This window comes from Verrucosispora sp. ts21 (assembly GCF_002879555.1).
GTDB lineage: Bacteria > Actinomycetota > Actinomycetes > Mycobacteriales > Micromonosporaceae > Micromonospora > Micromonospora gifhornensis.
On the sequence record NZ_PNOZ01000045.1, the window covers coordinates 39,692 to 55,309 of the forward strand.

General features: G+C 69.1%; 15 protein-coding genes. 14 read left to right on the forward strand and 1 reads right to left on the reverse strand.

The window, feature by feature from the left end; all coding sequences use genetic code 11:
- Window positions 1-60 precede the first annotated feature (60 nt).
- Window positions 61-2,172 carry a transglycosylase domain-containing protein gene (locus C1A38_RS19810; RefSeq protein WP_102659255.1) on the forward strand — a complete coding sequence of 704 codons (2,112 nt, stop codon included), beginning with the start codon at window positions 61-63 and terminating at the stop codon, window positions 2,170-2,172.
- A gap of 78 nt (window positions 2,173-2,250) precedes the next feature.
- Here C1A38_RS19810 and C1A38_RS19815 read toward each other — a convergent pair whose 3' ends face one another.
- Window positions 2,251-3,708: an SDR family oxidoreductase gene (locus C1A38_RS19815; RefSeq protein ID WP_102659256.1), complete on the reverse strand. Its 1,458-nt coding sequence runs from the start codon at window positions 3,706-3,708 to the stop codon at window positions 2,251-2,253.
- Between the two features lie 35 nt (window positions 3,709-3,743).
- Here C1A38_RS19815 and glyA point away from each other — a divergent pair, with 35 nt between their 5' ends.
- The 13 genes from glyA to C1A38_RS19880 all read left to right on the forward strand — a co-directional run bounded on the left by glyA (window position 3,744) and on the right by C1A38_RS19880 (window position 14,761).
- Complete coding sequence (gene glyA / locus C1A38_RS19820) at window positions 3,744-5,030, forward strand: serine hydroxymethyltransferase (RefSeq protein ID WP_102659257.1); 1,287 nt, start codon at window positions 3,744-3,746, stop codon at window positions 5,028-5,030.
- Complete coding sequence (locus C1A38_RS19825) at window positions 5,027-5,500, forward strand: hypothetical protein (RefSeq protein ID WP_102659258.1); 474 nt, start codon at window positions 5,027-5,029, stop codon at window positions 5,498-5,500. The genes glyA and C1A38_RS19825 overlap by 4 nt, the downstream gene beginning before the upstream one ends.
- A gap of 167 nt (window positions 5,501-5,667) precedes the next feature.
- On the forward strand, window positions 5,668-5,889 hold the full coding sequence (locus C1A38_RS19830) for a hypothetical protein (protein ID WP_102659259.1): 222 nt from the start codon (window positions 5,668-5,670) through the stop codon (window positions 5,887-5,889).
- Window positions 5,890-6,711 carry a F0F1 ATP synthase subunit A gene (gene atpB / locus C1A38_RS19835; protein ID WP_081476197.1) on the forward strand — a complete coding sequence of 274 codons (822 nt, stop codon included), beginning with the start codon at window positions 5,890-5,892 and terminating at the stop codon, window positions 6,709-6,711.
- A 95-nt stretch (window positions 6,712-6,806) separates the two neighbouring features.
- On the forward strand, window positions 6,807-7,028 hold the full coding sequence (gene atpE / locus C1A38_RS19840; RefSeq protein WP_013735640.1) for an ATP synthase F0 subunit C: 222 nt from the start codon (window positions 6,807-6,809) through the stop codon (window positions 7,026-7,028).
- A 31-nt stretch (window positions 7,029-7,059) separates the two neighbouring features.
- Window positions 7,060-7,590 carry a F0F1 ATP synthase subunit B gene (locus C1A38_RS19845; RefSeq protein ID WP_013735639.1) on the forward strand — a complete coding sequence of 177 codons (531 nt, stop codon included), beginning with the start codon at window positions 7,060-7,062 and terminating at the stop codon, window positions 7,588-7,590.
- Window positions 7,590-8,411, forward strand: coding sequence for a F0F1 ATP synthase subunit delta (locus C1A38_RS19850; protein WP_013735638.1), 822 nt, complete (start codon window positions 7,590-7,592; stop codon window positions 8,409-8,411). Before C1A38_RS19845 ends, C1A38_RS19850 begins: the two co-directional genes overlap by 1 nt.
- Window positions 8,412-8,504: 93 nt before the next feature.
- On the forward strand, window positions 8,505-10,151 hold the full coding sequence (gene atpA, locus C1A38_RS19855; protein WP_102659260.1) for a F0F1 ATP synthase subunit alpha: 1,647 nt from the start codon (window positions 8,505-8,507) through the stop codon (window positions 10,149-10,151).
- A 9-nt stretch (window positions 10,152-10,160) separates the two neighbouring features.
- On the forward strand, window positions 10,161-11,099 hold the full coding sequence (locus tag C1A38_RS19860) for a F0F1 ATP synthase subunit gamma (RefSeq protein WP_102659261.1): 939 nt from the start codon (window positions 10,161-10,163) through the stop codon (window positions 11,097-11,099).
- Window positions 11,099-12,535, forward strand: coding sequence for a F0F1 ATP synthase subunit beta (gene atpD / locus C1A38_RS19865; RefSeq protein ID WP_013735635.1), 1,437 nt, complete (start codon window positions 11,099-11,101; stop codon window positions 12,533-12,535). Before C1A38_RS19860 ends, atpD begins: the two co-directional genes overlap by 1 nt.
- 228 nt (window positions 12,536-12,763) lie before the next feature.
- A complete protein-coding gene (locus C1A38_RS19870) occupies window positions 12,764-13,918 on the forward strand; it encodes an LCP family protein (RefSeq protein ID WP_102659262.1) in 1,155 nt (384 codons plus the stop codon).
- An 87-nt stretch (window positions 13,919-14,005) separates the two neighbouring features.
- A complete protein-coding gene (locus C1A38_RS19875; RefSeq protein WP_102659263.1) occupies window positions 14,006-14,290 on the forward strand; it encodes a F0F1 ATP synthase subunit epsilon in 285 nt (94 codons plus the stop codon).
- Between the two features lie 12 nt (window positions 14,291-14,302).
- Window positions 14,303-14,761: a DUF2550 domain-containing protein gene (locus tag C1A38_RS19880; protein WP_102659264.1), complete on the forward strand. Its 459-nt coding sequence runs from the start codon at window positions 14,303-14,305 to the stop codon at window positions 14,759-14,761.
- Window positions 14,762-15,618 lie beyond the last annotated feature (857 nt).

Sequence of the window (15,618 nt, forward strand, 5' to 3'; positions counted from 1 at the left end):
GCGTACGTGGTGAAAAGCGCCATTCTGAGAGGGTCCTGACGGCTCCTGCGGGGAGAGCTGATGACCCGGGCGTTGCTGCCGAAAGTGTTTACCGTCCTGTTGGCCGGCGCGCTGGCCGGACTGGCGCTGGCGGTGGCGGCGCTGCCCGCCGCGCTGGTGTACGGCGTCGGTCTCTCGGCGCTCTCCGCGCCGTACGCGGATCTGCCCAACACGCTGCGTACGCCGCCGACCGCCCAACGGTCCAACCTGTACGCCAACGACGGCACCACCCTGATCACCTCCTTCTACCAGGAGGACCGGGTGGACGTGCCGTTGGACGAGGTGGCGCCGGTGATGCGCCAGGCGATCATCGCCGCCGAGGACGCCCGTTTCCACGAACACAGCGGGGTCGACCTGCGTGGCATCCTGCGGGCCTTCACCGTCAACCGGCGCGACGGCGCCACCCGGCAGGGTGCCTCCACGCTGACCATGCAGTACGTGCGCAACGTACTGAGCAACGATCCCCGGCTCAGCGAGGCGCAGCGGGCCGCCGCCACCGAGGTGAGCACCGCGCGCAAGGTTCAGGAGATCCGGTACGCGCTCGCCCTGGAACGGGAGCTCACCAAGGATCAGATCCTGGCCCGGTACCTCAACATCGCCTACTTCGGCGCCGGCGCGTACGGTGTCGCCGCCGCCAGCAAGCGCTACTTCTCGGTCTCGCCGGCCGAGTTGACGCTGGCTCAGGCCGCGTTGCTGGCGGGGTTGGTGCGCTCGCCGCACACCGACGACCCGATCCACGGCGACGCGGACAGCGCGATGGCCCGCCGGGGGTACGTCCTGGACCGGCTGGTCGAGTCCGGCCAGGTCCCGCCCGACGTGGCCCAGCGCGCCCAGGCCGAGCCGTTGAACCTGCGCCCGAGCGAGACCCCGAACGACTGCACGGCGGTGCCCGAGGGATACAACGACTGGGGCTTCTTCTGTGATTGGTTCACCCGCTGGTGGAACGACCAGCGGGCGTTCGGCAGCACCGTCGACGAGCGGCAGCGCACCCTGCGCCGGGGCGGCTTCACCATCGTCTCCACCCTCGACCCGGCGGTGCAGCGGTCCACCACCGAGCAGGTGCGTCGGGTCTACTCGGCGCAGGCCCGGTACGCGATGCCGACCGCGGTCGTGCAGCCCGGCACCGGGCGGGTGCTGGCCATGTCGGTGAACCGGACCTACAGCGTGGCGGCGAACCCGCCCGGGCAGAAGAACCACCCGAACACCGTCAACCAGCTCGTCGGCGGGGGCGGCACGATCGTCGGCTACCAGGGCGGCTCCACGTTCAAACTCTTCACGCTGCTGGCCGCGCTGGAGGCCGGGTTGCCGTTGAACACCGTGTTCGACGCGCCGGACCGGATTCGCACCAGGTACCAGATCAGCGGCGAGACCAGTTGCGGCGGGTACTGGTGCCCGGAGAACGCCAGCGCGTCGATGAGCGGCGAGCATGACATGTGGACCGCCTTCGGGCAGTCGGTCAACACCTACTTCGCCTGGCTGACCGAGCAGGTCGGTGCCGACCGGGTGGTGGAGATGGCCGAACGGCTCGGCATTGTGTTGCGGGCCGGCGACGACGCCCAGCTGGCCCGGCACGGGGCACGTGACTGGGGGCCGTTCACGCTCGGCGTGGCTGCTACCACCCCGCTGGACCTGGCCGGGGCGTACGCCACGGTGGCGGCGGAGGGGATCTGGTGCGCCCCCACTCCGATCACCTCGATCACCGACGCCACCGGACGGCGGGTCGGTGCCGGGCAACCGGACTGCCGGCAGGTGCTCGACGTGGACGTGTCCCGTGCGGCGGTGGACGCGGCGCGTTGCCCGGTCGGTGACCAGTCGATGTACCACACCTGCGACGGCGGCACGGCCACCCGACTGCGCGGCCAGCTCAATCGGCCGGTGGGCGGCAAGACCGGCAGCTCCGAGCGGTACGCCACGGAGACGGTGGTGGCGTTCACCCCACAGTTGGCGGTCGCCGCGATGGCGGCCAACCCGGACGATCCCCAGGACGCGGTGGGTCACGCGGTGCAGCGGGCGATGGTGGATTCGGTGGGGGAGATCCTCGCCTTCGCCCTGCGGGACCAGCCGGTCCGCGATTTCGTGCCGCCCAGCGACACGACGGCCTGGCGGGTCACCGGCGAACGCACCGGCAACTGAGCCTGAGCCTGACTGTTAAGAAGGGGCCCCTGCTCTACAGAAGGCGATAAGAAGGTGCCCTTCCTTACCGCTCGGCGCTTACCGCTCGGCGCGGCCGGTGATGTTGCGGGCCATGCCGCCGAAGACCAGGGCGTGGAAGGGTGCCACCGCAGCCCAGTAGGCGTGCCCGGCCAGACCGTGCGGCAGGAAGACGGCGCGCTGCCGGTAGCGGACGCCACCGTCGTCGCCGCGCTGGACCCGCAGCTCCAGCCAGGCCCGGCCGGGTAGCCGCATCTCGGCGCGCAGGCGCAGCAACTCGCCCGGCACGATCTCCTCGACCCGCCAGAAGTCCAGCGCCTCGCCCACTCTCAGGTGCTGCGGGTGGCGTCGCCCCCGGCGCAGTCCCACCCCGCCGACCAGCTTGTCCAGCCAGCCGCGTACCGACCAGGCCAGCGGGAACGAGTACCAGCCGTGCTCGCCGCCGACGCCTTCGATGACCTGCCACAGCGCCTCAGGTGAGGCCGTCACCGGCCGTTCGCGTACGTCGGTGTAGGCGGTGCCGCCGCTCCAGTCGGGGTCGCTGGGCAGCGGCTCGGCAGGTGCGTTCGGTCCGGCCGCCGTGGACCAGCAGGTCTCCACCTGGGCGTCGCGGACCTTGGCCAGGGCCAGTTCGACAGCCTCGTCGAAGCCGGTCAACCCGCCTGGCGGGTCCGGCAGGTACGCCGCGATGTCGTGCTCGTGCGCGACGGCCTCGTGGATCAGGCTGGCGACCAGCGGCCGGGCCAGCGCGTTGGGTACCGGGGTGACCAGCCCGACCCAGTACGACGAGAGCGTCGGGGTCAGCGGGCGGACCGGCAGCAGCAGCCGGCGGGGCAGCCCGGCGACCCGGGCGTAGCGCTGCATCATCTCGCCGAAGGTGAGCACGTCCGGGCCGGCGATGTCGAAGCCCCGGTCGACCTCGGCCGGCAGGCTCGCGCAGCCGACCAGGTAGTGCAGTACGTCGCGGACCGCGATCGGCTGGATCCGGTTGGTCACCCAGCGTGGGGTGACCATCACCGGCAGCCGCTCGGTGAGGTAGCGCAGCATCTCGAACGACGCCGAGCCGGAGCCGATGATCACCGCTGCTCGCAGCACCACCGTCGGCACCCCGCTGGCCTGCAGGATCCGCCCCACCTCGCTACGCGAGCGCAGGTGCGCCGAGGTGGCCGGGTCGTCCGCCGCCGGCTCCGGACCGCCCAGATAGACGATCCGGCGTACGCCAGCCGCCCGGGCCGCGGTGGCGAAGTTCGTGGCGGCCTGCCGGTCGGTGGCCTCGAAACCGGCCTGTCCGAGCGAGTGCACGAGGTAGTACGCCACGTCGACGCCGTCGAACGCCGCAGGTAGGGTCTCCGCCCGACTCAGGTCGGCCTCGACGATCTCGACCTGCCCGGACCAGGGCACGTCACGCAGCCGTCCGGCCCGTCGGGCCAGGCAGCGCACGTCGTACCCCTGTGCCAGCAGGCGGGGCGCCAGACGTCCGCCGATGTAACCTGTCGCGCCGGTGACCAGGCATCTCACGGCTTCCAGTCTGCGGCCCAATAGACTCATGCGCTGTGGAGACCGCGACAGGCACCTTTTGGGGGCCGGACTTCGAGCAACTGAGCACCAGCGATCCGGAGATCGCGGAGGTGGTGCTCGGCGAACTCGACCGGCTGCGTACCGGCCTGCAACTGATCGCCAGTGAGAACCTCACCTCGCCGGCGGTGCTGGCCGCGCTGGGCTCCACGCTGACCAACAAGTACGCCGAGGGTTATCCGGGGCGGCGTTACTACGGCGGTTGCGCCCAGGTGGACCGGGCCGAGGAGATCGGCATCTCCCGGGCGAAGGACCTCTTCGGTGCCGAGCACGCCAACCTCCAGCCGCACTCGGGGGCGAGCGCCAACCTGGCCGCGTACGCCGCCCTGGTGCAGCCGGGGGACACGGTGCTGGCGATGGAGTTGCCACACGGTGGGCACCTGACCCACGGCAGCCGGGTCAACTTCTCCGGCAAGTGGTTCCAGCCGGTCGGCTACACCGTCCGGCGGGACACCGAGCTGATCGACTACGACGAGGTACGCGACCTCGCCCTGGCCCATCGACCCAAGATGATCATCTGTGGCGCGACAGCGTACCCCCGACTGATCGACTTCGCGCTGTTCCGGGGGATCGCCGACGAGGTCGGGGCGTACCTGATGGTGGACGCGGCGCACTTCATCGGGCTGGTCGCCGGGCAGGCCGTGCCCTCACCGGTGCCGTACGCCGACGTCGTCTGCGCCACCACGCACAAGGTGCTGCGCGGACCGCGCGGCGGGATGATCCTCTGTCGGGAGTCGCTGGCCGAGCGGATCGACAAGGCGGTCTTCCCGTTCACCCAGGGCGGCCCGCTGATGCATGCCGTCGCGGCCAAGGCGGTCGCCCTGCACGAGGCGGCCCAGCCGGAGTACCGGCGCTACGCCGCCCAGGTGGTGGCGAACGCTCAGGCGCTGGCCGACGGGCTGGCCGCCGAGGGCATGCGCCCGGTCTCCGGCGGCACCGACACCCACCTGGCGTTGATCGACCTTCAGGAGACCGGGGTGACCGGGGCCGAGGCCGAGGCGCGGTGCGACGCGGCGACCATCACGCTGAACAAGAACGCCATTCCGTACGACCCGCACAAGCCGATGGTCGCCTCCGGTATCCGGGTGGGCACCCCGTGCGTCACCACCCAGGGCATGACCGAACCACAGATGCGGCAGGTAGCGGAGTTGATAGCCCGAGCGGTACGCGCTGATCCGTCGGCTCCGGGCGGGGCCGACGTACTGGCCGGGGTCGCCGCCGACGTGGCCGAGCTGGTCGCCGAGTTCCCGGCGTACCCCCGATGACCGCGCCGCGTGCCGGTGAGCCCGGCGTGGCCGCGACGACCGCACCGCGGGCGGGGGAGCCGGGTGCGATCCGGGCCCGGCTGCCGCACCTGCGCCTGCCGCTGCTCGCCTGCGCCGCGTTGGCGGTGGTCGCGGTGCCCGTCGCGGCCTGGTTGCGCGGGCCGACCAGCGCGGCCGGAGTGGCCGCCGGCATCGCCCTGGTGATCGTCAGCTATCTGATCTCCAGCTTCTCGGTGGCCTGGGCCGACGCGGTGCACCCGAAGCTGATCATGTCAGTGGGCTTGATCACGTACGCCACGAAGATCGTGATTCTGGGCGTGGCGATGGCGGCGGTCGCGGCCACCGGTTGGCCCGGACTGCCGGATATGGGCGTGGCCATCATCGCGGCCGTGGTGGTATGGACCGGGGCTCACCTGACCTGGGCGCTGCGCACCCCGCTGCCCACCGTGGACCGTTCGGTCGACCACTGACCGTACGGTTGGTTCTCTCCGGGCGTTTCGTGGTCCTGTTCCGGTGGCCGGACAGGAGTACTCTTACCCGAGGCTCGACCCGCCGGCTCCCAACGCCCGCACGCTGCTCGCAGTGTGGGGGGTGCCGCACACTCGTGAAACTCCCGGCTGATAGTGTTCGCCACGTCATGGCCGACAACCCTCACCGCAAAAGCTCCGACGAACACTCGTCGGAAGGCGCAGCCGGATCCGTCGTTGGTTACCTGCTCGCCGGCATCGTGGTGTGGGGATTCCTCGGCTGGTTGGCGGGGGAAATCCTCGGACTGCCGACCGGCATCGGGATCGCCGTTGGCATGATGCTCGGCGCAGCCGGAGCGATCTACCTGATCATGAAGAGGCTCAGTGCCTGAGTGCCGGCACGCGCGGGTCTGTCGAGTGCGGAGGATGACACGGTGAGCGGACAGCTTGTCGCCGCAGAGGGCCTTCCCTGGCCCCCCAGCGTCGGAGACTTCTACCCGCCGGATCTCGCCGGTCCGTGGGTCACGAAGTTCACGCTGATGATCTGGCTGGCCGTCGGGCTTCTGATCATCTTCTTCATGGCCACCTACCGGAACCCGAAGCTCGTGCCGAGCAAGGGTCAGTGGATGGCCGAGTCCGTCTACGGCCTGGTCCGGGACAACATCGCCCGCGAGCAGATGGGCAAGGACGGCATCCGGTTCGCGCCCTACTTCACGGTGTTGTTCTGCTTCATCGTGGTGACCAACCTCTTCGGCATCGTCCCTGGGTTGCAGATCTCGCCGAACTCGCACATCGCCTTCCCGATCGTGCTCGCTGTGATCACCTACGTGATGTACCTCTACATCGGCGTCCGTAAGCACGGTCTGGGTAGCTACCTCAAGCAGACCCTGATCATCCCGGGCGTGCCGTGGCCGATGCACTTCCTGCTGATCCCGATCGAGTTCCTGCAGAACTTCATCAACCGGCCGGTCACCCTGGCAGTGCGACTCTTCGCCAACATGTTCGCCGGCCACCTGATCCTGCTGGTGTTCACCGTCGGCGGCTTCGTGATGCTCGCCTCGGACAACCTGTTCATCCAGGTCTCGTCGATCGCCGCCTTCCTGATGGCCATCCTGATGGCCTTCTTCGAGGTGCTGGTCGCGCTGTTGCAGGCATACGTCTTCGTCACCCTGACCGCCAACTACATCGGCAGCTCGCTCGCCGACGAGCACTGACCACAGACTTCGGCGGGCCGCCCGGCCCGACCAGAGCTTCCGGTACGACCGCGTACGCGTGAGGGATCACGCGTCTACTAGGAGGAATACCAGCAATGGACGTTATTGCCGCCATCGAGGGCAGCGTCAACACCATCGGTTACGGTCTCGCCGCCATCGGCCCCGGCATCGGTGTCGCCCTGGTCTTCGCGGCCTACATCCAGGCCAGCGCCCGCCAGCCGGAGTCCGCCGGCTACAACCGCACCTGGCTGGTCCTGGGCTTCGCGCTGGTCGAGGCGCTCGCCCTGTTCGGCCTGGTGCTCGCGTTCGCAGTCTGACACCTCGCCCGACGCGACCCGGAGGTCTGACATGAATCTCGCCGCTGAAGGCGTGGAGCACCACCCGCTCGTGCCGATCTGGCAGGAGCTTGTCGTCGGGTCGATCGCGTTCGCCCTGCTCTGCTTCGTCCTGATGAAGTTCGTGCTGCCGCGCATGGAGACGATGTACCAGGCGCGGGTCGACGCGATCGAGGGCGGCCTCAAGCGTGCCGAGGCTGCTCAGGCCGAGGCGAACCAGCTGCTGGAGCAGTACCGGGCCCAGCTCGCCGAGGTGCGTACCGAGGCGGCGCAGATCCGGGACGACGCCCGCGCCGACGCCGAGTCGATCCGTACCGAAATCCTGGCCAAGGCCCGGGAAGAGTCGGACCGGATCATCGCCGCCGGCCGGGAGTCGCTGGCCGTGGAGCGGCAGACCATCGTGCGCGAGCTGCGCGCGGAGGTCGGCGGCCTCGCGGTCGACCTGGCCAGCCGGATCGTGGGCGAGTCGCTCGCCGACGAGGCCCGTCGTAAGGGCACGGTCGAGCGGTTCCTCACCGACCTCGAGAGCGCGGGGGCCCGCTGATGCAGGCCGCCAGCCGGGAGTCCTACGCCACCGCCCTGGCGCGGTTGGAGGAGTACATCTCCCGCGCCGAGCCGTCGGCGGTCGCCGCCACCGGTGCCGAACTGCTCGCCGTGGCGGACCTGCTGCGGCGGGAGGTTCGGCTGCGCCGGGCACTGTCCGACCCGGCCCGTGCCGGTGCGGACCGGACCGGGCTGCTGACCTCGGTGCTCTCCGGCAAGGTCGGCGCGGACACGCTCGACCTGCTCGGCACGCTTGTCGCCGGCCGGTGGTCGGCGCCGTCGGAGCTGCTCGACGGTGCCGAGCGCCTCGGCGTGCAGGCCCTGCTGGGCAGTGCCGACCGGGCCGACGAACTGGGCGAGGTCGAGGACGAGCTGTTCCGCTTCGGCCAGGTGGTCGCCGCAGACCCGCAGCTGTCCAACGCCCTGTCCGACCCGAACGCGCCGGTGGCGCAACGGGCCGAGCTGGTCGGGATGCTCCTGACGGGCAAGGCCCGCCCGGCGACGGTGCGACTGGTCGAGGCGGCCCTGGCCGGCTTCGGCGGCCGATCGTTCTCCACCGCGCTGTCCCGGCTGGTGGAGTTGGCGGCGGAACGGCGGGACCGGCAGGTCGCGTACGTGACCGTCGCGGCACCCCTCAGCGAGGACGAGGAACGTCGGCTGAGTGACCGGCTCGCGGCCATCTACGGTCGCGCGGTCGCCGTGAAGCTTACGGTTGACCCGGCGATCCTCGGTGGAGCGAGCGTCCGGGTGGGTTCGGACCTGTACGACGGGACGATCCTGCGCCGCCTCAACGAGACCCGTAACGCGCTCGCGAAGCGCTGACCAGCACCCCGCGAAGCGCCCGGAAACGACAGTCGACCCGAGGACCGGTCGGTACTAGGTATCCCGGGCCCCTGATACTTAAGGAAGCAGAGGATGGCCGAGCTGACCATCTCGACGGAGGAGATCCGCGGCGCGCTTGAGCGCTACGTCTCCTCCTACTCGCCCGACGTCTCCCGTGAGGAGGTCGGCACCGTCGCCGACACCGGCGACGGCATCGCCCACGTCGAGGGCCTGCCCTCGACCATGACCAACGAGCTGCTGGAGTTCGAGGACGGCACGCTCGGCGTGGCGCTGAACCTCGACGTCCGGGAGATCGGTGTCGTCGTCCTCGGCGACTACTCCGGGCTTGAGGAGGGGCAGCGCGTCAAGCGCACCGGCCGGGTTCTTTCCGTACCGGTCGGCGACGCCTTCCTCGGCCGCGTGGTCAACGCGCTCGGCCAGCCGATCGACGGCCTCGGCGAGATCGTCGACGAGGGCTACCGCGAGCTGGAGCTCCAGGCTCCGAACGTGATGGCCCGGCAGTCCGTCTTCGAGCCGATGCAGACCGGCATCAAGGCCATCGACGCGATGACCCCGATCGGTCGGGGCCAGCGGCAGCTGATCATCGGTGACCGGAAGACCGGCAAGACCACTGTCGCCCTGGACACCATCCTCAACCAGCGCGAGAACTGGGCCACCGGCGACCCGAAGAAGCAGGTCCGCTGCATCTACGTCGCCATCGGCCAGAAGGCCTCCACCATCGCCTCCATCAAGGGGCAGCTGGAGGAGGCGGGCGCGATGGAGTACACCACCATCGTCGCCTCCCCGGCGTCCGACCCGGCGGGCTTCAAGTACCTCGCTCCGTACACCGGCTCGTCCATCGGGCAGCACTGGATGTACGGCGGCAAGCACGTTCTGATCGTCTTCGACGACCTGAGCAAGCAGGCCGAGGCGTACCGGGCCGTGTCGCTGCTGCTGCGTCGCCCGCCGGGCCGTGAGGCGTACCCGGGTGACGTCTTCTACCTGCACTCTCGGCTGCTGGAGCGCTGCGCGAAGCTCTCCGACGAGATGGGCGGCGGCTCGATGACCGGCCTGCCGATCATCGAGACGAAGGCCAACGACATCTCGGCCTTCATCCCGACCAACGTCATCTCGATCACCGACGGTCAGATCTTCCTGGAGACCGACCTGTTCAACCAGGGGGTCCGGCCGGCCATCAACGTCGGTACCTCGGTCTCCCGGGTCGGTGGCGCCGCGCAGATGAAGCCGATGAAGAAGGTCTCCGGTTCGCTGCGGCTGAACCTCGCCCAGTTCCGTGAGCTGGAGGCCTTCGCGGCCTTCGCCTCGGACCTGGACAAGGCCTCCCGCGCTCAGCTGGACCGTGGTGCCCGTCTGGTCGAGCTGCTCAAGCAGCCGAACTACTCGCCGTACCCGGTGCAGGACGAGGTCGTCTCGGTCTGGGCCGGTACCGAGGGCAAGCTGGACGACATCCCGGTCGGTGACGTGCGGCGCTTCGAGACCCAGTTCCTGGAGTACCTGCGGCGCAAGCACAACGCCACCCTCCAGGCGATCGCCGACAACAAGTGGGACGACGAGATCATCGCCGCCCTCGACGCGGCGGTCGCGGAGTTCAAGAAGGGCTTCCTGGGCCGCGAGGACGAGCGCACGGTCAACGAGGCGCCGGCGGAGCCGCTGGAGGGCGAGTCCGAGCACGAGACGGTCACCCGCTACAGCGGCGGTGCTCCGGCCGAGAAGCGTTAGGGTCGGGCCATGGCGGCGCAGGTACGTGTTCTTCGTCAACGCATTCGCTCGGCGAAGGGGATGAAGAAGATCACCAAGGCGATGGAGCTCGTGGCGACGAGCCGGATCGCCAAGGCCCAGGCCCGGGTGGAGGCGTCCCTGCCGTACGCCCGCGCCATCACCGGCGTGCTCACGGCGCTGGCGTCCAACGCGCGGATCGACCACCCGATGCTGACCCCGCGCGAGCGGGTGCGGCGGGCGGGCGTGCTGCTGGTAACCGCCGACCGGGGTCTGGCCGGCGGTTACAGCTCCAACGCCATCCGGACGGCGGAGTCGCTGATCGCCCGGCTGCAGGCCGACGGCAAGGAGCCGGTGCTCTATGTCATCGGTCGCAAGGGTGTCTCGTTCTACCGCTTCCGCAACCGGCCGATCGAGGCCAACTGGACGGGCTTCTCGGAGCAGCCGTCCTTTGCCGACGCCCGTGAGGTCGGTGAGACGCTGATCAAGGCGTTCGTCGCCGGTGCGGACGACGTGGACGGCGGCCCGGGTCCCGACGGCGTACGCGGGGTGGACGAGTTGCACATCGTCTACACCGAGTTCAAGTCGTTGATGACCCAGAACCCGGTCACCCGGATCATCGGTCCGCTCCAGGTCGAGGAGCGGCCCCGCTCGGAGGCGGCGCCCGGCGCCCTGCCGGACTACGACTTCGAGCCGGACCCGGAGGCACTGCTCGACGCGTTGCTGCCGAAGTACATCAACACGCGGATCTACGCGGCGTTGCTGGAGTCGGCGGCGAGCGAGTCGGCGGCTCGTCGGCGGGCGATGAAGAGCGCCACCGACAACGCCGAAGAGATGATCGACAAGTACACGCGTGAGATGAACTCGGCCCGCCAGGCCGGGATCACCCAGGAGATCAGTGAGATCGTCGGCGGCGCTAACGCGCTGGCCGCGTCGGGAAGTGAAGTGTGATGACTGCCCCAGTAGAGACCAAGACGGCCACCGGTCGCGTGGTCCGGGTCATTGGCCCGGTCGTCGACGCCGAGTTCCCGCGCGACGCCATGCCGGACCTGTTCAACGCCCTGCACGTGAACGTGACCCTCTCCGGCGGTGAGAAGACGCTGACCCTGGAGGTCGCCCAGCACCTGGGTGACAACCTGGTCCGCGCGATCTCGATGCAGCCCACCGACGGTCTGGTCCGGGGTGCCGAGGTGAGCGACACCGGCTTCCCGATCCGGGTGCCGGTCGGCGACGCGGTCAAGGGCCACGTCTTCAACGCGATCGGCGAGTGCCTCAACCTCACCGAGGGTGAGACCATCCAGGCCGACGACCACTGGGGCATCCACCGTAAGGCCCCGGCGTTCGCGGACCTGGAGCCGAAGACCGAGATGCTGGAGACCGGCATCAAGGTCATCGACCTGCTCGCCCCGTACGTCAAGGGTGGCAAGATCGGCCTGTTCGGCGGTGCCGGCGTGGGCAAGACGGTGCTCATCCAGGAGATGATCACCCGAGTTGCCCGTAACTTCGGTGGTACCTCGGTCTTCGCCGGCGTGGGTGAGCGCACCCGTGAGGGCAACGACCTCATCCACGAGATGACCGACTCCGGCGTCATCGACAAGACCGCGCTGGTCTACGGCCAGATGGACGAGCCGCCGGGCACCCGGCTGCGGGTCGCTCTGTCCGCGCTGACCATGGCGGAGTACTTCCGGGACGTGAAGAAGCAGGAGGTGCTGCTCTTCATCGACAACATCTTCCGCTTCACCCAGGCCGGTTCCGAGGTCTCCACCCTGCTGGGCCGGATGCCCAGCGCGGTGGGTTACCAGCCGACCCTGGCCGACGAGATGGGCGAGCTCCAGGAGCGGATCACCTCCGTCCGGGGCCAGGCCATCACCTCGATGCAGGCGATCTACGTGCCGGCGGACGACTACACCGACCCCGCCCCGGCGACCACCTTCGCCCACCTGGACGCGACCACCAACCTTGAGCGGTCGATCTCCGACAAGGGCATCTACCCGGCGGTGGACCCGCTGGCGTCCTCGTCGCGGATCCTCGCGCCCGAGTTCGTCGGCCAGGAGCACTTCCAGGTGGCCAGCGAGGTCAAGCGGATCCTCCAGCGGTACAAGGACCTGCAGGACATCATCGCCATCCTTGGCATCGAGGAGCTCTCCGAGGAAGACAAGATCACGGTCCAGCGGGCCCGGCGGATCGAGCGCTTCCTGTCGCAGAACACCTACGCGGCGGAGCAGTTCACCGGCGTGCCGGGCTCGACGGTCCCGATCAAGGAGACCATCGAGGCGTTCCGGAAGATCAGCGAGGGCGAGTACGACCACTTCCCCGAGCAGGCGTTCTTCATGTGCGGTGGGCTCGACGACCTGGAGAAGAAGGCCGCCGAGCTGATGAAGGGCTGACCCTTCGGTCAGATCGCATGAACGAGAAAGGCCGTCCCGGACAACTCCGGGGCGGCCTTTCGTTCACCTTTGGCACGTACCATCGCCGCTGCCCGGTTTTCCGTGGTCGGCGATCACGACCTCCGCGAGATACCGTCTACTCCACGCTCATGCGCCGATGAGTGGTGATCGTGTTCAACCATTCGGATGTGCGTACCCGTATCCCCTGCGGGGACGCGACGAACGGAGATGCTCGTGGGTAAGGCCGGCAGACGCGGCAAGCGTGGTGGGCGACCGTCGATCTGGCGCGGTGTCCCGGTCTGGGCCAGGTTCTGCACCATCTTCGGCGTGGTGCTGATGATGCTCAGTGGCACGTCCCTTGTGGGTGCCGAGGCGTTGATGGCCCGCTACGAGGGCGCCATCGGCAAGGCCGACCTCTTCGGCGACCAGGCGGCCGGTGCCAGCGAACGCAAGAGCGACATCAAGGGACCGCTGAACATCCTGCTGGTCGGCATCGACCCACGAAACGACAGGACCGCACCGCTGGCTGACGCGATCATGGTCCTGCACGTGCCGGAGGAGTTGGACCGGGCGTACCTCTTCTCGCTGCCCCGCGACCTCTACGTCGAGATCCCGGCGTACCCCAAGGCGGGCTTCAACGGCAGCATGTCCAAGCTGAACGACGCGATGTCCTTCGGCAGCCGGGTGCCCGACGGCGGCAAGCCGGATGCGGCCCGCGGCTTCGAACTGCTCGCCACCACCGTGCAGAACGTCACCGGAATCAAGCGCTTCGACGCCGGTGCGATCATCAACTTCTCCGGCTTCCAGAAGATCGTCGACGCCATGGGCGGCGTCACCATGAACATCGAGCGGGAGGTCCGCTCCGAGCACCGCGAGCCGAACGGCAAGCACCGCAAGGGCAACCCCAACGGCGAGGGCTACATCGGCCCGCAGGCGGTCTACCCGAAGGGCAAGCAGCACCTGAGTGGCTGGCAGGCGCTGGACTACGTCCGCCAGCGGTACCCGGAGAACGGCGTGCCCGACGGTGACTACGGGCGGCAGCGGCACCAGCAGCAGTTCGTCAAGGCGATGGCCGGCCAGGCGTTCAGCGCCGACGTGGTGACCAACCCGGTCAAGCTGGACCGGGTGCTGCGGGCGGCCGGTGAGTCGCTGATCTTCAGCGGTCGGGGGCACAGCGTGGTCGACTTCGCGCTGGCGCTCAAGGACATCCGGCCCGGCAACATCCAGATGATCAAGCTGCCGGGCGGAGGCATCTTCAACAACAGGGGCGGCTATATCGGCGAGCGCTTCGAGCCCGAGGTGGACGACTTCTTCGTCGCGCTGGAGCGTGGAGTGCTCGATCCGTTCCTGCTCGAACATCCCAAGCTGGTCAACAAGGGCTGAGGAGTGGTGCAGCTCTCGGTACCCGCGTGAAGAACAGCTCCGGGACGCTACTAGACTTTCCCCAATCCGCCTCAGCAAGGAGACAGCGTGGCAGAGCAGCTCAACGTCCAGCTCGTGGCCGTAGAGGAGAAGGTCTGGTCCGGCAAGGCCGAGATGGTCATGGCCCGGACGACCGAAGGTGAGCTGGGTGTGCTGCCGGGGCACGCGCCTCTGCTCGGCCAGCTCGCCGAGCCCGGCCAGGTACGCATCAAGCTTCCCGGTGGCGAGCAGGTCGCCTACGAGGTGTCCGGCGGCTTCCTCTCCGTGAGCGGGCAGGGCGTCACCGTGCTCGCCGAGAGCGCAAGCCCGGCCTCCGCCGCTTCGGGTAACTGAGCCGACCCGCCGATGGAGATCGTGGAAGGGATCGGAATCGGCTTCGCCGTGATTGTCGGCGCGATTCTGTTCCTCTTCATCCGGCGGGCAGTGGTCACCAGAAGCGGAGGCATCATCCGGCTCAGCGTCCGGACCTCCACGATGCTCGACGGCCGGGGCTGGTCGCCCGGCTTCGGCAGGTTCGTCGGCGACGAACTCCGCTGGTACCGGATGGTCAGTTTCGCGGTACGCCCCAAGCGGGTGCTCTCCCGCGACGGGCTGAGCGTGGAGCGACGGCGGTTGCCGGAGGGCCAGGAACGACTGGCCATGCCGGCGGACTGGGTCATTCTCCGCTGTACGAGTCGACACGCTCCGGTCGAGATCGCCATGGCACGATCCACCGTTACCGGATTCCTTTCCTGGCTCGAGGCCGCTCCTCCGGGGGCGGTCTCGCCACGTCTGGCCCCTCAGCAGGACTGGCCCGCCGCCTGACCTCCGCCCGGACCGCCTGAAGGGCCTGTCAGGCGCTGTCTGGCCACGTGTGGGCTCAGCCTGTTTGATTCCGGCTGCCTGTGGAAGGTTTTGCCGCGTTTGGCCCGTCGGCAGGCCGGCTCGTCGCCTGACCTCGATCGACCGCCCGCGCGGCCGTCAGCTGTCGTGCTGTCCTGGCCACAGGTCGTCCTGGCCACAGGTCGTCCTGGCCTTGGGTCGTCCTGGCCTTGGGCTTGGGCTGTCCCGGCTCGGGTCGTTCTGTTCATGGGTCGTCTTGGCCTCGGGCTGTGCTGGCCTCGGGTCGTCTTGGCCTCGGGTCGTCCTGGCCTCGGGCTGTCTTGGCCTTCGGCTGTCTTGGCCTTCGGCTGTGCTGGCTGTGCTGGCCACCGGGTTGTCCATGCCGCGAGCGGCCTTGAGTTTGTTTTGGGTGTGTTTGGGTGGTTTGCTGTTGAAGTGGGCCAGGGGTGGCTGCTGGGGTGTGCCCCCCGCCGCGCGGTGATCGACACCGTTTCGGCGAAATGGCGGTATCCCGCCGAGCTGGACCCCGCCGTTTCGGCGAAACGGTGCGAGCTCCTCCTGCCGACGCCGTTTGCCTCGGCCGTTGCCGTCTGCCTCCGCTCCTCCGGTGGCCGGAAGTGCGGCCGGCGCGCGGTATGTCCGGTCTGGTGTGCGGGCGTCCGGGCAATGATGGCGGCCAGCGGGCGGTTGGACGGACGACCTACCTTGACCGGCCGACGAAGGCTGCGGTGCCGAGTAGATGGCTCCGACGAGTGGCCGCCCCCGGCACGTGGATGGCCAGTTCCGGGAATGGTGGTGGCCGGCGGGTCGTTGTACATGTCTGACCGGCCGATGGAAGC

What these genes read in the sequence shown, in the direction of transcription:
- C1A38_RS19810 (WP_102659255.1), top strand. Translation starts at nt 61, where the DNA reads ATGACCCGGGCGTTGCTGCCGAAAGTGTTTACCGTCCTGTTGGCCGGC.
- C1A38_RS19850 (WP_013735638.1), top strand. Translation starts at nt 7,590, where the DNA reads ATGCAGGCCGCCAGCCGGGAGTCCTACGCCACCGCCCTGGCGCGGTTG.
- C1A38_RS19830 (WP_102659259.1), top strand. Translation starts at nt 5,668, where the DNA reads ATGGCCGACAACCCTCACCGCAAAAGCTCCGACGAACACTCGTCGGAA.
- atpE (WP_013735640.1), top strand. Translation starts at nt 6,807, where the DNA reads ATGGACGTTATTGCCGCCATCGAGGGCAGCGTCAACACCATCGGTTAC.
- C1A38_RS19845 (WP_013735639.1), top strand. Translation starts at nt 7,060, where the DNA reads ATGAATCTCGCCGCTGAAGGCGTGGAGCACCACCCGCTCGTGCCGATC.
- C1A38_RS19860 (WP_102659261.1), top strand. Translation starts at nt 10,161, where the DNA reads ATGGCGGCGCAGGTACGTGTTCTTCGTCAACGCATTCGCTCGGCGAAG.
- atpA (WP_102659260.1), top strand. Translation starts at nt 8,505, where the DNA reads ATGGCCGAGCTGACCATCTCGACGGAGGAGATCCGCGGCGCGCTTGAG.
- C1A38_RS19825 (WP_102659258.1), top strand. Translation starts at nt 5,027, where the DNA reads ATGACCGCGCCGCGTGCCGGTGAGCCCGGCGTGGCCGCGACGACCGCA.
- C1A38_RS19880 (WP_102659264.1), top strand. Translation starts at nt 14,303, where the DNA reads ATGGAGATCGTGGAAGGGATCGGAATCGGCTTCGCCGTGATTGTCGGC.
- atpD (WP_013735635.1), top strand. Translation starts at nt 11,099, where the DNA reads ATGACTGCCCCAGTAGAGACCAAGACGGCCACCGGTCGCGTGGTCCGG.
- C1A38_RS19870 (WP_102659262.1), top strand. Translation starts at nt 12,764, where the DNA reads ATGCTCGTGGGTAAGGCCGGCAGACGCGGCAAGCGTGGTGGGCGACCG.